Raw genomic sequence first — 18,296 nt, 5'->3', positions numbered from 1 at the left:
GTCGAGCCAGTTCAGCAGCGTGGTGGCGGTCGCGCGATCGCCGCGGGCCGCGGCGCTCAGCGCGAAGAGCGCGGTCTGCGGCGTCCACGCGACCCCGTCCGCCCGCCACTCCTCGTTGGGGGTGACTCCGCCGTTGGGCTGGGTGAGGACATCGTGCGTTCGTTCGATCGCAGCCGTCACCTCAGGACGTTCCGGGGCGAAGGGAGGACCGAGCACCGTCACGATCGCGTCAGCAGCACCACCGATCCCGATCAGCCCACCTGCGCTATCGCCGCCGATGCCGGCCTGTCCATGCGTGGTGTCGCCGCCGATGCCGGTCTCGAGGTTGCTCACAGTGTCCGCCGGCGTGCGCGGGTAGTCGGGCCCGAAGTCACGATCGGTTGCCGCTGACAAACGATCCAAAGCACCTTGCCAGGAAGAGATCTCGGCACTCTTACCCAACGTACGAGCGATGTCGATACCGGACCGGAGACCCGTCAGCAACGGAGCGATCGTGCCCAACGTCACGTCGGATTCGGGCCGCTCCCAGTAGTCCGGCGACGCCCCCGGCAACCCGTCCGCACCGAGCTCCGCCGCGATCTGGTCGCCGCTCTCCTTCACCATCGGCCAGTACTGCGCAAGGTCCCCGGCGCCCCGGCAGAACCACGTTGCCCAGAGCACCCATCCGGATCCGTCGAGCTGTCCGGCCCGTCCGTCCTCGGGATGCCCGCTGCCGTCCGCGAAGTACCGGGCCTCCCAGCGCCCGGAGCCAGGTCGGACCCCGTCGAGGAATCCCAGCACCTTGGCGGCCGCGGAGTACTGGCCGACGGAGCAGTGCGCGGCGGCGGCGAACGAGGCGTCGCGCGGCCAGACGAATCTCCACGGGCCGTCCCAGCCGGCCAAGGTCGCGCCGTTCGGCTGGGTCAGCGCGTCCAGGTCGGCGAGGGCTTGGTCGAGCAGATCGTCGGTTGCCGTCGGCATCCGCCCGGGGATGCCCTCGGCAACCAGTTGGGGTTGCGGATTGCGCCGCAGGTTGGACGCGGTACCGGCGGCCAGGAACGCGAGCAGCACGACGATCACGACGGCCGGGAACCACCGGACCCGCCGCGCGCTGTCATCCCGCATCGCCCAACCCCTTTACAGCCAACCGACTACTGGGCGAGATGCTGCACCTCGACCTCGAACTTCCGGCGCGGTGCCAACTCGACCAGGTACATCGCCGACAGCACCAGCGCGCCGCCGATCAGCATCCGGACGGTCACGCTGTCCGTCCCGAACAGTACGGCGAACGTGGACGCGAACACCGGCTCCATCGTCATCGCGATCGCCGCCCGGGTCGGAGTCAGATGCGCCTGCGCCCAAGTCTGCACGATCAGCGCCAGCGCACCGGCGACCAGCGCCATGTAGATCACCCGCGTCCAGTCGCCGGCGCCGCTCGGTAGGTCGAACCCACCGGGGATCGCGCCGACCGCGCAGACAGCGGTGATCACCACCATCTGCAGCGCCGACAGTCCGAACGCGTTCGACGGCGTCGACCAGGCGCCGAGTCCGATGATGTGGAGGGCGTACAGGCCGGCTGACGCGAGCGTGAGGAGTTCACCCGGGCCCAGGCTGAAGCCTTGCAAGGACAGGACGCCGAGTCCGACCGTCGCGAGCACCACGGCGATCCAGGCCCAGCGCCCGATCTTGTGCCGCAGGATGACCGCGGCCAGTAGCGGCGTGAAGACGACGTACATGCCGGTGACGAAGCCGGACACACTCGCCGAGGTGTGCCGCAGTCCTTCGGTCTGGACCAACTGGGCGATCCCGTACGTGACGCCGAGGGCGACACCGCGGCCCCGATCGAGCCGGCTCAACCGCGACATCGCCGCCGGATAGACGGCGATCAGGGCGACCGCCGCGATCGCGAACCGCAAAGCCAGGTAGTCCGCGACGTCCATCCGCGTGAGCAGATCCTTGGTCAGGAAGAACGTCGAACCCCAGGCCGCCGCGACTGCGAGCAGCGCAAAGACAGCGATGCGCGGGTGATTCACGCGCAAAGCTTGTCAGACACCTGACAGGTTCAGGGCGTGTGGTGTTCCACCACACAGTCCGTGCCGGGGAACAGCAGCGATTCGTGCCCGTCGTCGAACCGGATCAGGTACGGCGGGGCGCCGTTCTCACCGCGGACCTCCAGCACCTCGCCCTGGCGTTCGTGCGTGCCCACTGTCCTGCCGCGGACGTGCAGCAGGTCACCGACTTCAGCGCGCATGCTCATCACCTCCGGCTCCTCAGCCTAGAGCGCCCGCATCGCTGCTGTAAGGGCTAGAGGACGGTGACCGTGATGGTGGTGCCGGGTTGGGCCTTGTCGCCGGCGCCGGGGTTCTGGCCGGCGACCAGGTTCAGGCCGAGGTTGAACGGCGCTTTCTCGACCTTCACCTTGAAGCCCGCGTCGGTGAGGATCTGCCGGGCCTCGTCGAGCTGCTTGCGCTTGACGTCCGGCACCTCCCGCAGCGGCGGGCCCTTCGAGACCACCAGTTGGACCTTGTCCTTGGCGAACAACGTCCCGCTGTTCGGCGTCTGGCTGATCACCTGCCCCTCGGGAACGGTCTCGTCGTACTGATCCGTGCGGCCGACGGTGAAGCCGGCCTTGCGCAGCGCCTTGTTGGCGTCCTGCGCCTTCTTCCCGGTGAAGTTCTGGACGTCGATCGGCCGCTTGCCCAGGCTGACCCACAGGTTCACCGTGTTGCCGGGCTTCATCACCGTGTCGAACTTCGGGGTGAAGGCGATCACCCGCCCGGCCGGAACGGTCTCGTTGTAGTTCTCGGTGACGCGACCGGTGACCAACTTGATCGATTCCAGGGAACGTTTGGCCGCCTCGATGTCGACCCCGGCCAGCTGCGGCACCCTGTACCGCTCAGGCCCCTTCGAGACGACCAGGCCGACCTCGCCGTCCTTCCGAACCCGCTCACCCGGGGCGGGCTCGGTCTGCATGACCTGGCCCCTGGGCACCGACTCGGAGAAGTCCTGGTTGAGCGCTGTGGTCCGCAGACCGACCTCTTCGGCCTTAGCGGTCGCGGCTGCCGCAGACAGGTTCAGTAGCACGGGGGTCGACGTATAGCGGTGCACTCCGTAGTACCAGCCTGCTGTGCCGACGCCGATGGCCAGCGCGAGGATCGCGATGAGCGCGATCAACCCCCGCCCCTTCGGCCGCGGCTGCGGAGCTACCCGCGTCGCCGGACCAGGCGGTGGCCGCCCGGGCTCGAACGGTACGACGATCGTGTCGTGGCGAGGTGGTTCCTGCCACGCGTGCTCGACGTACCCGTCGCCCCGGGTGTAGCCGTCGTCGTAGCCGCTGTCCTCGCGGATCTGCTGGATCGGCACAGTCAGATCGCCGGTCAGCTCCGGGTCGTCCGGCAGCCCGTCCGCGAGGGCACTGCGCACCCGGTGCACCTGACGGCTGAACACCCGAGCGTCGGCCGGACGGAACTCCCTGTCCCTGGCGGTTGCCCGCTGCACGAGCGCATCGACGTACGGGGGAATGCTGGGCTCGAGCGACGACGGGGGCGGCACATCGGCGTGGACGTGGGCGTAGGCGACCTGGATCGGGGTGTCGCCGGTGTGCGGCTTGCTGCCGGTGAGCAGTTCGTACAGGAGGATGCCGGCGGAGTACACGTCCGACCTGGCATCGGCACTACCGTCCGTGACGAGCTCGGGCGCCAAGTAGGAGACAGTGCCCATCAGGAGCCCCTGCGTGGCGGTCTGGCCGGTCGTGGTGACGGCCCGGGCGAGCCCGAAGTCGGCGACCTTCACCGTGCCGTCGTCGGAGATCAGCACGTTCTCGGGCTTGATGTCGCGGTGCACGATGCCCGCGTCGTGCGCGGCGGAGAGCGCGGAGAGCACTGGCACGAGCAGGTCGAGGGCACGGCCCGGAGGCAGCGGTGCCTGTTGCCGGATGACGTCGCGCAGGGTCCGGCCGGGCACGTACTCCATCGCCAGGAACAGCGTCCCGTTGTCGTCGCCCTGGTCGAAAACGGCCACCACATTGGGGTGGGAGAGCTTCGCGGCCGCCCTGGCCTCGGCCACGAAGCGGCGGCCGAACTCGGCGTCGTCACCCAGTCCGAGGTGCATCACCTTGAGCGCGACGACCCGGTCCAGCCGCATGTCCAGCGCCTCGTAGACGGTCGCCATCCCACCCTTGGCGACGCGCGCACCCACCCGGTACCGGCCGTCGAGCACCCGCCCGACCAGGCGGTCGCCGACCTGGGTGTCTACGTCGTCCGTCACGTGCGGTGAGCCGCCTCTCGAAGCATGTCTGCTCTGAGAGTGTAAATAAGTGGTCCGGCGGCGGCTTCCCCGCCGCGCCGGGCCACCCTCGGTCACCGGTCTGGTACCGGGCCTACTGGTCATCACGCACCGCTAGCTCGCCGGGTTCCAGCCGCCCTCGAGCGCTGCTTTGAGCCGGAGCACGTTCTTCACGTAGACCTTGGTGTCCGGATACATACCGTTACGCTTCACGCCGCCGAGGCCCTGGTAGTAGCCGGCCACCGCGATGTCGAGCTTGGCGGCGGCGGTCAGCCGGTCCAGCAGCACCACACCGGCGATGACGTTGTCCAGCGGCTTCAGCAGGTCCAACTTGCGGCCGACGATGCTCGCGGAGAACCGCCCGGTCGACGGGATCACCTGCATCGCGCCGATCGCGTTGGCGGGGGAGACCACCCGCTGCTTCCAGCCGGACTCCTGCCAGGAGATCGCCAGTGCGAGTTCGGGATCGACGCCGTACTTCTTGGCGGTCGAGACGATCAGCGATCGCATCTGGCCGCGGGTCGGCAGCTTACGGTTCTTCAGGACAGCCCGGTTCTTGTCGGCCGCGCTGACGATGTGGTCGGGGTACGTGCGGCCCGCGAAGGTGTTGTTCTTCGTCTTCTTCTTGGCGGGCGCCTTGGCCTTCGGTGCGGCCTTGGGCACCGGGACGGGGACCTGCAGCGGCTTGCCGATGAAGATGTGGTCGCTTCGCTTCAGGCCGTTCACGGACAGCAGGTAGCCCTGCGACACGTGGTACCGCAGAGCGATCTTGCCGATGGTGTCGCCGGGCTTGACCACATACGTGATCCGGCCGCGGCGGCTGGGTGTGGAGGTCTTGGCCTGCTTGCCGCCGGGCAGGGTGAGGGTCTCGCCGGCGTAGATGGCGTTGCCGTTGCCGGGCAGGTCGTTCAGCTGGACCAGCGTCCTGACCGTCGTTCCGTACTTCGCGGCAATGTGGCTGAGCGTGTCGCCGTTCTTCACCTTGTACTGGCCGAAGCCCGGCGAGCCCGCCGTGATCACACCTGCCGCGATCAGGGGCACCGCCACACCAGTCAGCACTCGTATTACGGTCCGCATCATCCATCTCCCCGTGTGAACGTCCCTTGACGGTAAGTGGTGGTACGGATGTGACAACAGGTGCTGATGGGTCACTTGTTACGGCTGTTACCCAATGTTTACAGTTTACGCCTGAACTACACGGATGTGGTTCACAATCGATGAACGCACCGGGATGACCCGATCACGCAATCCCAACGCCAGAAAGCGTCCGGAGGGGGTCCTTTGCCCCCGGCAACAGGTGCCGAGGGCACCTAACCGGTACTCCGCGGCCGCGCGAGGTCATCGCGGAGAGTGACCGTCAGAGCGACGCGCGGCCGTCCAGGGGAGACGAGGCCTGGGCGGAGTGGTAGCGGCGGGGGATCCGTCCGGCCAGCCGCGCGTTCCGTCCGGCCGTCACGGCGTCCCGCATCGCGGCGGCCATCAGAGCGGGCCGCTCGGCCCGGGTGACGGCAGTGGCCAGGAGCACCGCGTCGCAGCCCAGTTCCATCGCCAGCGCCGCGTCGCTCGCAGTACCGATGCCCGCGTCCAGCACGACCGGCACCTGGGCGGCCTCGACGATCATGCTGATGTTGTGCGGGTTGCGGATCCCCAGGCCCGAACCGATCGGCGAACCTAGCGGCATCACCGCAGCGCATCCCACCTGCTCGAGCCTGCGAGCCAGGATCGGGTCGTCATTGGTGTAGGCGAGCACCGAGAAGCCGTCGGCGGCCAGGATTTCGGCGGCATCCAGGAGCTCGACCGGATCCGGCAGGAGCGTGTGGTCGTCGGCGACCACCTCCAGCTTGATGAGGTCGGTCTCCAGCGCCTCGCGAGCCAGCCGGGCCGTCAGTACGGCCTCGCCTGCGGTGAAACAGCCTGCGGTGTTCGGAAGTACTGCGATGTCGTGCTTGCGGAGGACATCCAGCACAGAACCCTGCTGGCTCGGGTCGAGTCGCCGCAGCGCCACAGTGGTGAGCTGTGTGCCGGATGCCACCAGGGCTTCCTCCAGCACCTCGAGACTGGGCGCACCGCCCGTCCCCATCACCAGCCGGGACGTCAGTTCACGCCCGGCGATCACCAGGGTGTCGTCGCTCATCGGTTCCTCCTCAACCGCCCTGGACCGCGGTGAGGATCTCCACCCGGTCGCCCTCGGTCAGTGTGGTCCCGGGCCAGTCGGCGCGGGTCACTACCGCTTCGTTCACTGCCACCGCGACCCCGAGCGGGCTGCGGGCCCAGCGGTCGACCACGTCGGCGACCGTGGCTCCCGCATCGACCTGCTCGGCCGCGCCGTTCACGAGCACGTTCATGACCTCACTCACCTCGCTACCTTAGGCACTGTCTCCGCGCTGCCATCAGCCTGTCCATGTTCGCTGAACCGGCTCGCCAGGAACGGCGCCGCCAGCTCAGGGACGGCCCCGGTCTGGACGGTCTCGGCGATGACCTGCGCGGTGATCGGAGTCAGCAGTACTCCGTTGCGGTAGTGCCCTGTGGCCCAGAGCAGCCCGTCGATCCCTGACGGCCCCAGGATCGGCGCGTTGTCCGGTGTCGCGGGGCGCAGGCCGGCCACCGACTCGACCAGCTCCAGCTCGTCGGTGATCGGCAGGATCATCCGTGCATCACGCAGCAACGAGAACACGCCGCCCGCCAGCACCCTGGTGTCGTAGCCCAGCTCGCTGGTAGTCGCCCCGACCACCAGCTCTCCACCGGGTCGGGGGACCAGGTAGACGGCGAAGCCTCTCGCAGTGGCTCGCACTGTGTGGTGCAGGGCGGGGCGGTAAGCCTCGGGCACGCGGAGCCGCAGGATCTCTCCCTTGAGGGGTCGTACCGGCGGCAGCAACTCCTGGGGAATGCCCTCCAGTTGCGCGGACCACGGGCCGGCCGCGGCGACGATCTGTGGTGCAGTGATGGTGTCGCCGCTCTCCAGTTGCACACCGGTGGCCGTAGTACCGGTCGTGAGGATGCGGGTGACTCGCTGGCGGATCAGGCGTACGCCTACCAGTTCGGTGGCGCGGAGGAGTGCGGCTACGGTTTGGCGGTTGTCGACCGAGTGGTCGCCTGCCACCCAGACACCGGCGGTGACTCCGGCGGCCAGTAGCGGTTCGCGCTTGCGGGTCTCGCGGCCGGTGAGTTCCTCGACCTCCAGGCCGAGGCGTCGCTGGTACTCGGCCAGCCGGCGGATCGCCGCGGCGTCGTCGACGTCGTACGCGACAGACAGGGTTCCAGTGCGGTTGAGGCCTGCCGGAAGCCCTGTCAGTGCTTCCAGTTCGGCCGCGAAGCCGGGCCACGCGGCCACACTGGCGAGATTGAGCGCGAGCAGAGCGTCCTCGCCGTACTCGACCTCCGTGACGGGGGCGAGCATGCCCGCCGCGACCGAGGACGTCTGAGTGCCGGGTGTCGGATCACATACCGTCACCTGGATACCGTCTGCCGCGAGCCGCCAGGCGACCGACAGACCGATCAGCCCGGCGCCGATCACGACGACATCGGACGCTTCCTCAGGCATGCGGCTAACAGTACTAATGTCTGCCCCACCCCACCGCCCCGGTCTGGACGACGGTATACACATGGCAGGCTGGGCCTGTGACTGAGCACACCGCTGAACCTGGACCGCGTGACCAGCTGGCCGCTGCCCGGCTCTACCTCTGTGTGGATGCACGGGAGAAGCAGGGCGATCTCGAGCAGTTCCTGGATGCCGCGCTGGGTGGCGGCGTCGACATCGTGCAGCTCCGGCAGAAGGACCTGGAGGCCGCGGACGAGCTGGCGGCTCTGGAGGTCTTCGCCGACGCCTGCAAGCGGCACGGCAAGCTGCTGGCCGTCAACGACCGTGCAGACATCGCCTTCGCCGCGGGAGCTGATGTGCTCCACCTGGGCCAGCGGGACCTCCCAGTGCAGGCGGCTCGCGCCATCACCGGCATGGACCCGATCATCGGCCGCTCGACCCACACCTTCAGCCAGGTGAACGCCGCTGTCGCCGAGCAAGGCTCGGACTACTTCTGCGTCGGCCCCTGCTGGGAAACCCCGACCAAACCCGGCAGGAGTGCCGCGGGACTCGAGCTCGTCTCGTACGCCGCCAGTCGTCAGTCGGACAAGCCGTGGTTCGCCATCGGTGGCATCGACCTCGATCGGCTGGACCAGGTGGTTGAAGCCGGGGCCGGCCGAGTGGTCGTAGTACGGGCGATCACTGAGGCGGACGACCCGGCTGCGGCGGCTGCGGAGTTCAGCAGGCGGCTGCGAGGTGCCGGGTGATCAACAACCCGAAGACGGCGCGCATCGTCGCGGCCGTGCTGATCGCGATGCTGATCATCACGCTGGCCGCTTCGCTGTTCGGCTGCAGCCCGGAGAAGACGGCCGTCAAGGACTCGGTCAGCGGCCTGACGTTCGTGGCGGCCGTGGACCTGCCCAAGGAGGGGCAGCAGACGCTCGAGCTGATCGACAAGGGTGGACCGTTCCCGTACAAGCAGGATGGCGTGGTGTTCGGCAATCGGGAGAAGATCCTGCCGCAGCAGGACCGCGGCTACTACCTGGAGTACACCGTGAAGACGCCTGGCGAGAATGATCGCGGTGCCCGCCGGATCGTGACCGGGAAGGGCGGCGAGCGTTATTACACCGACGATCACTACGAGTCTTTCCGCCGGGTCCAGGCGGATGGGGGAGACCAATGACTGACCTGCGCGCCCTGCTGGACGCCGGCCTGCGTCCGGGGGTGTACCGCTGGCGCTCCGACCTGACGGCCGACCAGGTACGCCGCAGTGTCACCGCCGCAGGTTGGAACTACGTCCTGCTCGACACCACCGGGGTCCACGACAAGACCGGGTTCCTGGACGTCTGTGCGACCGCCTTCGACCTGCCGCGGTGGTTCGGCCGCAACTGGGACGCTCTGGTGGACTCCATGCGCGACAGGTCGACCGGAGAGCCCGAGGTGGTGCTGTGGGAGGGCTGGCGCGAACTGCTCGACCATGACCACGACACGGTCGACGTGGCCCTCCAGATCTTCACCGAGGACGCCAAGGAGTCAGGACAGCTTCGTGTGATTCTCCGAGAGGCCGCCGACGTCCCGGACCTGGTCAGCGACGTACCGGTGCTCTAGGAGTGGTTGCCCTCGACGGCAACCCAAACAGAGCCGGTACGCCGTCGCTGAAGGCCACGTGATCCGGCAGACGAGAGCTGAGCTCACCTAGTCCAACAGAGGCCAGTAGGCCGTCGTCGGTGAAGTTCACGAGCTCGGCCGTCCGCAGTACCCAGGCGGGATGCTCGTTGGGCAAGTACCAGGTGCGACCGGCTCGTGCCACATGCAGACCCCAGCGGGCCGTCAGGAAGTCCTCGAGCGATCCCGGCGTCAATGCGGCACCGGGTTTGACGCTGATGGAGCTCGCAGCGCGGACACGGGGCCATCGGACTGTCGTCGTGTAGGTATGCAGGCCGTCTAGCTCGCTGTGCCGCATGCGAGCCCAGCGGTAGGGGAGACCGAAGACACTTCTCGCCGTGGCGACCACTGCAACGCGATCGGCGTCCATGCTGAGGAACACGACTCCGCGGCGGCCGGTGCTGTCGACGGAGTACAGGCGCACGTTCGTCTCCAGGAACGTCCCGAGCCAGGGCACCGCGGGACCGTGCGGCGGGCCGGTGTCGACCATCCGGAACGGCACCAACCCGACATACGTGCGTCCGTCGAAGATATCCGGGGTAGTGCCCGGCGGGAGGTACTGCGCGACCCGCGCGGGCTCGACTGCCCAATGCAGAAAGACCAGCTCGCGCCACCCTTGCCGAAGGATCCGCGGCCTACCCAGCCCCGGCGCATCCCGCGACACCGCCTCCGTCATTCCGCGAATCTAGCGCGGAGGAAGTCAGGGATGGTCGAGGCCGATGTCGAGGTCCAGGTCGAAGGCCTCGTTTCCGGGATGGGGGAGCGGCTGGGCGACGTCGACGTCGAGATCGAACCCGGCCTCCTCCTCGGCTTCGAGCAGGTCGTCGGCCTGGAACTCTTCGCCCTCAGGATGTTCTGCGGTCATGGGGTCTGGATAACACCACAGCGTGAACGATTGGTGATCAGCTCGCAGCGAGGCGCCCCTCGAAGGCGGCGAGGTCTGGCACGAACCACAAGTGGCGTCCTCGGTTGGCCTCGCGGACCCAGTCACGGACGGATTCGCTGTCCGCGAGCGGCGTCGAGATGTCGCCGACGATCGCCAGCGCCATGTGGTAATCGACGAACTTCTGCACGATCGTGCCGGCGACGCCGCTCCGCAGCTGGAAGAACTCCGCCGGCAACTGGTCGACGCGCAAGAGCACCCACTGGGCGTGGTGGTCGTAGTGTGCTTTCGCGATCAGGTCGACGGCATCCCGGTCGTCGCTGATGGAATCCGTACTGACGAAGACGCCGTCTAGCTCAGTCATGTGCCCTAAAGTACCTTAAAAGACCTATCCCTAGTCATTTATAGGGAATTCTAAGGAGTCCGGATGCCGCAAGAGCTCTACTCGGTCGAGCAGGTTGCCGAGCGGCTCGGGTTGCACGTGCGGACCATCCGCAACTACGTGCGGGACGGGCGGCTGAAGGCGGTCCGGATCGGGAAGCAGTACCGGATCTCCCGGGACGATCTGGAAGCGTTCACCGGGACCAGCGCCGCGGTGCTCGACGCGGATGCGCGCGCCCGGCACGTCGAGGTGTCGAGCATCGTGCAGATCGACGCGGTCGACCGGGCCGGCGCGGACCGGATCAGCACGCACGTGATCGGTTCGCTCAACCAGGGCCGCACCGGGCTCCGCGTCGAGACCGCCTACAACGAGGACCGCGCGACCCTCAAGGTCATCATCCTCGGCGACCCGACCGCGGCCGCCGAACTGCTGCGGTTGATCGCCCTGCTCGCCCAGCCCTGAGGCTCGAGAGGAATCAGACGAGGCGTGCCGTGGCCGCGATCGCGAGGTCGGCCAGTGCCTTCCGGGCGGCCTCGTCCTCCAGCGGGGCACGGTCGAGAGAGTCCAGCGCGTCCTCGGTGCGCTCGGTGATCAGATCCTCGCAAGCCTGTACTGCGCGGCTGTCCTGCAGGATCTCGCGCAGCAACTGGATCTCGTCATCATCCAGATCCCGGCGCCCGAACAACCGGTCGAACTCGGCCAGCTGAACCTCCGATGCATGCTCGACCGCATAGGCGGTGAGCACCGTCCGCTTGCCCTCGCGGAGATCGTCTCCGGCCGGCTTCCCGGTCAGCGCCGGATCGCCGAACACGCCGAGCAGATCGTCCCGCAGCTGGAACGCCTCACCCAACGGCAACCCGTACGCCGAGAGCGAGTCGATCAGATGCTGCCCGGCACCACCGAGCGCGGCTCCGATGTGCAGCGGCCGCTCGACCGTGTAGGTCGCGGCCTTGTAGCGAAGGACCCGCAGCGCACGATCCATGTCGGCCTCGCCACTGGCCTGCGCGACCAGATCCAGGTACTGCCCGGACGTCACCTCGACCCGGACGGCATCGAAGAACTTGGACGCGCGAGCGAGCGCAGCCGCGTCGAACCCGGACGTGTGCATCATCTCGTCGGCCCAGATCAGGCAGAGGTCGCCGAGCAGGATGGCCGCGCCGATCCCGAACCCGACGGGATCACCGCCCTTCCCACTGGCCTCGGTACGGGCCCGCTGCAGCGCCTCGAACCGCCGGTGTGCGGCAGGCGCGCCACGGCGTACGTCCGATGAATCCATCACGTCGTCGTGCACCAGCGCGCTGACGTGCAGCATCTCCAGGCTGGCCGCGGCCTTCAGGATCGGCTGCGCCGGATCACCGCCGGCAGCGCGGAATCCCCAGTAGCAGAAGGACGGCCGCAGCCGCTTGCCGCCGCTGGTCGCGTCGCGGGCGGCCTGCACCTGTTCTTCCAGTTCGGGCCCGATCTCGGCTAGGCGCACCTGCTGGATGTCCAGGAAGCCGGTCAGCGCGTGCTGGATGTCAGTCGGGATGTCTGGCTCGGAATACACGTCTCGGAGGGTAGTCGGTCCGCGCGCGAGAGCCCACGCCCCGGTAGCCTGGCCAGATGGTCAACGGTCTCCCCTCGACGCTTCCCGGCAGTACGCCGACGATCCGTGAGCTGCTCGCGTCCGGGAGCCGCTCCTTCTCGTTCGAGTTCTTCCCGCCGAAGACCCCGGAGGCCGAGGAGGTGCTCTGGCGGTCGATCCGCGAGATCGAGCAGCTCCGGCCCACCTTCGTCTCGATCACGTACGGCGCCGGCGGGACGACTCGCGACGGCACGATCCGGGTCACCGAGCGCGTCGCGCAGGACACCTCGCTGACCCCGCTGGGCCACCTCACCTGTGTCGCTCACTCGAAGGACGAGCTGCGCTCGGTCATCGGCGCGTACGCCGGCGCCGGGGTCCGCAACGTGCTCGCGCTCCGGGGCGACCCGCCGGGTGGTCCGAACCAGCCATGGGTGGCGCACCCCGAGGGGATGAACCACGCGGTCGAGCTGGTCGAGCTGGTCCGGTCGCTCGGCGACTTCTGCGTCGGCGTCGCGGCGTTCCCCGACAAGCACCCCGAGGCGACTGATCTGGACGCGGACGCGCGGGTACTGGCGGCGAAGGCGGCCGCGGGTGCGGACTACGCGATCACCCAGATGTTCTTCGGGGCGGACGACTACTTCCGCCTGATCGACCGGGTCTCGGCGCTGGGCTGCGAGATGCCGATCCTGCCGGGCATCATGCCGGTCACGAACATCAAGCAGATCCACCGGATGGCGGAGCTGACCGGCATGGCGTTGCCGACGGCCGTCACGGACAGGCTGCACGCGGTCGAGGACGATCCGGCGGCGGTCCGCGCAGTCGGCATCGAGATCGCCAGCGAACTCTGCGAGCAACTCCTCGCCGGCGGAGCCCCCGGCATCCACTTCATCACCCTCAACCGCTCCACAGCCACCCGCCAGGTCTACCAAAACCTCCAATCCACCCCCGTCTAACCTGCTTACGTCCGAAGGACTGGAGGGCCTGCCCTTCACTTCTTCGGACGTAAGAGATCTGTGGCGGCACTAGGATGTGCCGATGGCTGATCCGTCTGATCTGTTGGTCGATCGCACGTTGGTGTTGTTGCGGCATGCCAAGGCGGTTCCGCCCGAGTCCGTGCCCGACCTGGAGCGTCCGCTGGCGGAGCGAGGTCAGGCCGACGCCGCCGCGGCCGGACGTTACCTGGTTGCCCAAGGCATCGAAGCGGACCTGGTGCTGTGCTCGCCGTCGATCCGGACCCGGGAGACCTGGCAGTACGCCGCCGGGGCCGGCGCGATCGCGACCGACGTCTGGTACGACCGGCGGATCTACAACTCCGACACCGAGGGTTTGCTCGAAGTGATCCAGGAGGTCCCGGCCGACGCGCGCACGGTGATCCTGGTCGGCCACGCGCCCGGCGTCCCCTGGCTGGCGGACGACCTGGCCCTGGACGGCACGAGTCCCGAACGGGTCGAGCTCACCCGCAAGTACCCGACCAGCGGTCTCACCGTCCTGCACCACACCACCCGCTGGTCCGACCTCTCCAGCAACGAGGCCGACCTCGTCTCCTACGTCATCCCCCGCGGCTGACGCTGACCCCTCCCGTTACGTCCGAAGAACTAGCGAGACGTCCCGCCATTTCTTCGGACGTAAGGGCTTTCAGGGGAGCCAGTGGGTGGTGCTGTTGACGGTGATCATGCGTTGGGTGGCACGGGTCAGGACGACGTAGAGGGCGCGGACGCCGCCCAGCGTGTCGCTGACGATGACGTCCGGCTCGACGACTACCACAGCGTCGTACTCGAGTCCCTTGGATTCCAGCGGGCTCAACGCGACCACCCTCGGATCGCCCAGCTCGGCGAGTGCGGGCTCGACCGCGGGACGCAATCGCGGCGGCACAATGACCCCGACCGTTCCCTCGACGAGTTGCAGCAGTTCACCCGCCGCGTCGGCCGCGGCCTCCACGACCTTGCCCGCGTCGAACACCCGGTGTTCCGGCTCGACCCCGGTACGCCGTACTGCGTTCGGCAGATCCGCATTCGGCAGTTCGCGACGGATCACCTCACCGGCGAAGGCGTAGATCTCGGCCGAGTTCCGGTAGTTCGTCGACAGCCGGAACGTGTGCCGCTGCAGGTGGGACAGCATCGAGTCCATCGCCGCGCGGGCCTCATCCGGATCTGGCCACGAGCTCTGCGCCGGGTCGCCCACGATCGTCCAGCTCGCCTGCGGACCGCGTCGGGTCACCATCCGCCACTGCATCGGGGACAGGTCCTGCGCCTCGTCGACCAGTACGTGCGCGTACTCCTCGGGCTCGTCCGCATCGGCGGCAGCCGCCGACCGGGCGCGACGCTCGGAGGTGGTCAGCACCTCGTTGACGCCGTCCGACAGACCTTCCAGCCAGTCGAACTCCTCGTCCTTGCCCGCCTCCACCACCGGCGGCCGGCCGAGCAGGTTCGACAGCTCGTCCAGCAGCGCCACGTCTGCGATCGTGAACTCGTCCGTACTGCGGATCGCCTCCGCCAGCGCGTCGATCTCGACCGGGGTGAAGTCGCCCCGGGACCACCTGGACGCCCGCCGGGCATCGCCGAGCCAGCGCAGTACGGCGCCTGGCGTCAGCACCGGCCACCACGCGGCGAAGAAGGACTTGTACGCCGGGAGGTCCGTCACGATGTCGCCGAACGACTCGCGATCGGCGAAGCGACCGTTGCGCAGGTCGTCGGGGAACCGCGTCCACAGCGCCGCGATGAGTCCCTTGCGTGCTTCTGCAGCAGCCCTGTTCCGGGGAGTGCGGCGCAGCGCGTTGCGACGTACGTTGTCGAGCTGGTTCGCGTCCAGCTCGACAGTGCCGCCACCGACGAAGATCCGCAGGGTGGACGGGGCCCCAGGAACACGGTCGCGGGCAGCCCGGGAGAGCAGCCCCTGCATCCGCAGCGAACCCTTGATCGCGGCAACGTCAGCACCGTCGACTGCAGTGGCCTGGACACCGTCGACCAGCTCGCCGACGGCCCGCAGGGACACGGTGTTCTCGCCGAGGCTGGGAAGCACCCGCTCGATGTACGCCATGAACGCGGCCGACGGGCCGACCACCAGAACGCCACCGCGCTCGAACCGCCTGCGGTCGGAGTACAGCAGGTAGGCAGCACGGTGCAGTGCGACCACTGTCTTGCCAGTGCCGGGTCCGCCGCCGATGACCGTGACACCGCGGGCAGGTGCTCGGATTGCCTTGTCCTGCTCGGCCTGGATCGTCGCGACGATGTCCCGCATCGTGTGGCCACGAGCCCGGGACAGCGAGGCCATCAGTGCGCCCTCACCCATCACCGGAAGGTCCTCGGGCGCCCGCTCGGGTGCCAGCAGGTCGTCCTCGATACCGATGATCCGCGGCCCCTTGTTGCGGAGCACCCGGCGCCGTACGACGCCCAGCCGGTCCGCCGCGGTCGCCCGGTAGAAGGGCTCGGCCGCGGGAGCACGCCAGTCGATCACCAGCGGCTCGTACTCCGCGTCCCGCACGCCGATGCGGCCGACGTAGAGCTTCTCCAGCTCGCTCGCGGTGGTGGCGGGCTCGGTGTCGTCACCACCGTCGGTGTCGAGCCGGCCGAACACCAAGCCCTCGTGCTCGGCGTCCAGCTCGGCGATCCGCCGGGCGGCCGCGAACACGAGTACGTCCCGCTCGTAGAGGCCGGTCTGCTCCTCGTCGCGGACCCGGCCCACGTTCTGTGCCTGACCGCGTTGGTGCCCTTCGACCGCGATCCGTGATGCCGACCGCGCCGCTTCGTCGACCCGCTCGTAGACCCTGTCGACGTGCTGTTGCTCGGCTTCGAGCTCAGCTCGTTCGACGTTCTCGAGATCGGTCGACGTGGGGGATTGATCCACCGCAGTCCTCTCTACTGCCGGGCGATTTCCCCGACACCGAACACATGAACGATCAATCTTAGTGCGCCCACCTCGCCGACCACAGGCCGGTCTCGCCAGCGCCGCCTGAGACCCGGCTGAGGCGGTGGTCAGAGCTCTGCGTGGGGCGCTGTGGTCAGGCCTTGCCGATGGCGTCCGCGACGATCGCTGCACTGAGAGTCGTCGCGGGGACTCCTGTACCGGGGTGGGCGCCCGCGCCCACGCAGTACAGGCCCTTGACGGGGGAGATGTTCGCAGCGCGGCGCCGGGCCGTGCGGTAGCCCTCCCAGGCGACTCCGGCCCACCAGGAGGGCGAGGTCTGCCGCGTGACCACCTTGTCCCGGATGTGCAGGCCGCGGGCGACCAGTAAGTCCATCACGTCGTCTGTGGGGTAGCCGTGGACCAGCACGGACCAGGCCTGGTGTCCGGCGGGCGCCTGCCCACCGGTGCGAACCAGAACCGTTGGAGACCCATGCAGCACGGTCTCGAACGGCAGGCTCGGCACCGGCTCCCGCAGACCCAGATGGACTACGTACGCCGAGTTCGCCTGATGCGTCGACAGCACCTTCCGCCGGACCTTCTTGGCCGCCGGGTCGTCCACCAGCCGGCCGTAGAGCTCGCGGGGATCGATGTCGCTGACCACGATGTCCGCCGCGAGTTCCGACCCGTCGGCCAGGCGGACGCCCTTGACCACGCCGCCCGCTGTGTTGACCCCGACCACCTCGGTCCCGGTACACACCTCGACCTTGCGCTCGGAGGCCCGCTGCGCGAGAGCATCCGCGAGCACGGCGAACCCGTCCTGCACGGTCCACCGGCCGAACGTGCGCTCGAGGTAGGACCAGACGCCGACGTACCCGGGTGTCTGTCGCGGCTCGGACCCGTGCTGCGTCGCGTAATACCGCAGTACTGCGCGCGCTCGGTCGTCGGTGAGGTTCCGCTGGGCGACGCGCTCGAGGGACTGCCACGGCTTGAGACCGCGGATCGCGTTCAGCGGCAGCTTGTTCATCAGCGGCGGTTCGAGCGAGGTCTTCCGGAGGATCTGCCAGGTCTCGCCGTAGCCATCGACCAGCCGGGCCCAGGCCACGGCGGTCTCCTCGCCGGCCAGGTCGGACCACGCGGCAGCCTGCGCGGCGCGATCACCGATCGGCAGATCCAGGACCGACCCGTCGCCGAAGAGGTGTCGCCGGGGCTCGGACACCGGGTCCAACTGGACCAGGGACTCGATCGGCCGCCCGGACTTGCGGAACAGGTCGCGCAGCGCCGCCGGCAACGTAGTACTGGCTGCTCCCGCGTCCCAGCTGAAGCCGTCGGCCTCGACCCGGCCGAGGGCGCCGCCGAGGCGGTCGTCGGATTCGCAGATGGTCACCTGATGGCCGACCTTGGCCAGGCGTACTGCACTGGCGAGCCCGGCGAGGCCGGCTCCGATCACGATCACACGAGCCATCAGGCGGCACTGCTCCCAGTCGCTGGATTACCACGTCGTTCTCGCCAGGCCCGGAACCTGGCGAACCCCCGGCGGATCGCGCGGAAGGCGAAGTACACGGAGATCATGCCGATCACCAGCAGCACCCCGGCGATGATCAGCGCGGCGGTGGGATGGAAGGCGGCGAGCGAGACGACACCCGCGACCGCAACGTCCTCGCCGGACGAGGCCGCGATGTTGGTGACCGGCTCGGGGGAGGTGTTGATCGCTAGCCGGAGACTCGACTTCACCAGGTGCGAGAGGAGCGCGACCACCCCGCCCGTGGTCGCGATCAGCGCCTGGTCCAGGTTGCTCGCGTCGCCGGCGATCAGGGCCGCGACGACCGCTCCGACGGTCGGCCGGATCACCGTGGAGATCGCGTCCCAGGCGGAGTCGACGTACGGGATCTTGTCGGTGACGAACTCGACCGCGAACAGGGCCGCGGCGGCGATCAGGACGCCGTTGCCGGTGAGGGCGGCCGGGACCTCGTCGACACCCGCGAAGCGGCCGAGAAGGCCTAGGATCAGGACGCACGCGTAGGCGTTGATCCCACTCGCCCAGCCCGTGGTGAAGGCCAACGGCAACGCTTCCATCGCATGCTCCGGTCAGTATCGAACCATCGAACCCAACATTTAGTTAACCGTTGACATCCGGTCGGTCCCGCCCCAAAGTGAACACGCTGACACCCGTCCCGGTCAG

At 68.5% G+C, this 18,296-nt stretch carries 21 protein-coding genes; 6 read left to right on the top strand and 15 right to left on the bottom strand.

Annotation, left to right across the window (positions count from 1 at the left end; all coding sequences use genetic code 11):
* From VFG33_RS25195 to thiO, 8 genes are all read right to left on the bottom strand, one after another.
* On the bottom strand, nt 1-1,104 hold a 1,104-nt coding region (locus tag VFG33_RS25195; protein ID WP_325055422.1), incomplete at its 3' end, for a glycoside hydrolase family 15 protein.
* 26 nt (nt 1,105-1,130) lie between these two features.
* Nucleotides 1,131-2,012, bottom strand: coding sequence for a DMT family transporter (locus tag VFG33_RS25190; RefSeq protein ID WP_325055421.1), 882 nt, complete (start codon nt 2,010-2,012; stop codon nt 1,131-1,133).
* A gap of 29 nt (nt 2,013-2,041) precedes the next feature.
* Complete coding sequence (locus tag VFG33_RS25185) at nt 2,042-2,230, bottom strand: DUF1918 domain-containing protein (RefSeq protein WP_325055420.1); 189 nt, start codon at nt 2,228-2,230, stop codon at nt 2,042-2,044.
* A 53-nt stretch (nt 2,231-2,283) separates the two neighbouring features.
* Nucleotides 2,284-4,245 (bottom strand): Stk1 family PASTA domain-containing Ser/Thr kinase, encoded by a 1,962-nt coding sequence (gene pknB / locus VFG33_RS25180; protein WP_325055419.1) that lies wholly within the window; start codon nt 4,243-4,245, stop codon nt 2,284-2,286.
* 132 nt (nt 4,246-4,377) lie between these two features.
* Nucleotides 4,378-5,343, bottom strand: coding sequence for a lytic transglycosylase (locus tag VFG33_RS25175; protein ID WP_325055418.1), 966 nt, complete (start codon nt 5,341-5,343; stop codon nt 4,378-4,380).
* A gap of 277 nt (nt 5,344-5,620) precedes the next feature.
* Nucleotides 5,621-6,397, bottom strand: coding sequence for a thiazole synthase (locus VFG33_RS25170; RefSeq protein WP_325055417.1), 777 nt, complete (start codon nt 6,395-6,397; stop codon nt 5,621-5,623).
* A gap of 10 nt (nt 6,398-6,407) precedes the next feature.
* Nucleotides 6,408-6,620 carry a sulfur carrier protein ThiS gene (gene thiS, locus VFG33_RS25165; protein ID WP_325055416.1) on the bottom strand — a complete coding sequence of 71 codons (213 nt, stop codon included), beginning with the start codon at nt 6,618-6,620 and terminating at the stop codon, nt 6,408-6,410.
* Complete coding sequence (thiO, locus tag VFG33_RS25160; protein WP_325055415.1) at nt 6,617-7,804, bottom strand: glycine oxidase ThiO; 1,188 nt, start codon at nt 7,802-7,804, stop codon at nt 6,617-6,619. Before thiO ends, thiS begins: the two co-directional genes overlap by 4 nt.
* A gap of 77 nt (nt 7,805-7,881) precedes the next feature.
* Here thiO and thiE point away from each other — a divergent pair, with 77 nt between their 5' ends.
* Genes thiE through VFG33_RS25145 form a run of 3 tightly spaced genes read left to right on the top strand, consistent with a single transcriptional unit; the run spans nt 7,882 to nt 9,388 of the window.
* Complete coding sequence (thiE, locus tag VFG33_RS25155) at nt 7,882-8,547, top strand: thiamine phosphate synthase (protein WP_325055414.1); 666 nt, start codon at nt 7,882-7,884, stop codon at nt 8,545-8,547.
* Complete coding sequence (locus VFG33_RS25150) at nt 8,544-8,963, top strand: guanyl-specific ribonuclease (RefSeq protein ID WP_325055413.1); 420 nt, start codon at nt 8,544-8,546, stop codon at nt 8,961-8,963. Before thiE ends, VFG33_RS25150 begins: the two co-directional genes overlap by 4 nt.
* Nucleotides 8,960-9,388 (top strand): barstar family protein, encoded by a 429-nt coding sequence (locus tag VFG33_RS25145; protein WP_325055412.1) that lies wholly within the window; start codon nt 8,960-8,962, stop codon nt 9,386-9,388. Before VFG33_RS25150 ends, VFG33_RS25145 begins: the two co-directional genes overlap by 4 nt.
* On the opposite strand, the gene VFG33_RS25140 is transcribed toward VFG33_RS25145, so the two are convergent.
* The 3 genes from VFG33_RS25140 to VFG33_RS25130 are packed head-to-tail and all read right to left on the bottom strand — an operon-like array spanning nt 9,366 to nt 10,692.
* The gene (locus VFG33_RS25140; RefSeq protein ID WP_325055411.1) at nt 9,366-10,121 is read right to left on the bottom strand and encodes a YqjF family protein; all 756 of its coding nucleotides are present in this window, start codon (nt 10,119-10,121) and stop codon (nt 9,366-9,368) included. The two genes, VFG33_RS25145 and VFG33_RS25140, sit on opposite strands and share 23 nt — an antisense overlap.
* Nucleotides 10,122-10,145: 24 nt before the next feature.
* A complete protein-coding gene (locus VFG33_RS25135) occupies nt 10,146-10,310 on the bottom strand; it encodes a hypothetical protein (protein ID WP_325055410.1) in 165 nt (54 codons plus the stop codon).
* 37 nt (nt 10,311-10,347) lie between these two features.
* On the bottom strand, nt 10,348-10,692 hold the full coding sequence (locus VFG33_RS25130) for a DUF4180 domain-containing protein (protein ID WP_325055409.1): 345 nt from the start codon (nt 10,690-10,692) through the stop codon (nt 10,348-10,350).
* Between the two features lie 63 nt (nt 10,693-10,755).
* Between VFG33_RS25130 and VFG33_RS25125 the strand changes: the two genes are divergently transcribed.
* Nucleotides 10,756-11,172: a helix-turn-helix domain-containing protein gene (locus tag VFG33_RS25125; RefSeq protein WP_325055408.1), complete on the top strand. Its 417-nt coding sequence runs from the start codon at nt 10,756-10,758 to the stop codon at nt 11,170-11,172.
* Nucleotides 11,173-11,185: 13 nt separating this feature from the next.
* Here VFG33_RS25125 and VFG33_RS25120 read toward each other — a convergent pair whose 3' ends face one another.
* Nucleotides 11,186-12,256: a polyprenyl synthetase family protein gene (locus VFG33_RS25120; protein ID WP_325055407.1), complete on the bottom strand. Its 1,071-nt coding sequence runs from the start codon at nt 12,254-12,256 to the stop codon at nt 11,186-11,188.
* 56 nt (nt 12,257-12,312) lie between these two features.
* Between VFG33_RS25120 and metF the strand changes: the two genes are divergently transcribed.
* Both metF and VFG33_RS25110 read left to right on the top strand, forming a co-directional pair.
* Nucleotides 12,313-13,227, top strand: a complete 915-nt coding sequence (metF, locus tag VFG33_RS25115) for a methylenetetrahydrofolate reductase [NAD(P)H] (protein ID WP_325055406.1) — start codon at nt 12,313-12,315, stop codon at nt 13,225-13,227.
* Nucleotides 13,228-13,309: 82 nt separating this feature from the next.
* Nucleotides 13,310-13,840, top strand: coding sequence for a SixA phosphatase family protein (locus VFG33_RS25110; protein ID WP_325055405.1), 531 nt, complete (start codon nt 13,310-13,312; stop codon nt 13,838-13,840).
* Nucleotides 13,841-13,909: 69 nt separating this feature from the next.
* Here VFG33_RS25110 and VFG33_RS25105 read toward each other — a convergent pair whose 3' ends face one another.
* From VFG33_RS25105 to VFG33_RS25095, 3 genes are all read right to left on the bottom strand, one after another.
* Nucleotides 13,910-16,117: a HelD family protein gene (locus tag VFG33_RS25105; RefSeq protein ID WP_325055404.1), complete on the bottom strand. Its 2,208-nt coding sequence runs from the start codon at nt 16,115-16,117 to the stop codon at nt 13,910-13,912.
* A gap of 154 nt (nt 16,118-16,271) precedes the next feature.
* On the bottom strand, nt 16,272-17,579 hold the full coding sequence (locus VFG33_RS25100) for a phytoene desaturase family protein (protein WP_325055403.1): 1,308 nt from the start codon (nt 17,577-17,579) through the stop codon (nt 16,272-16,274).
* On the bottom strand, nt 17,579-18,190 hold the full coding sequence (locus VFG33_RS25095; protein WP_325055402.1) for a DUF4126 domain-containing protein: 612 nt from the start codon (nt 18,188-18,190) through the stop codon (nt 17,579-17,581). The genes VFG33_RS25100 and VFG33_RS25095 overlap by 1 nt, the downstream gene beginning before the upstream one ends.
* Between the last annotated feature and the right edge of the window lie 106 nt (nt 18,191-18,296).

Source organism: Kribbella sp., from assembly GCF_035687465.1.
Classification (GTDB): Bacteria; Actinomycetota; Actinomycetes; order Propionibacteriales; family Kribbellaceae; genus Kribbella.
The sequence above is the reverse complement of the archived record's forward strand: the minus strand, read 5'-3'. Positions and strand labels throughout refer to the sequence as shown.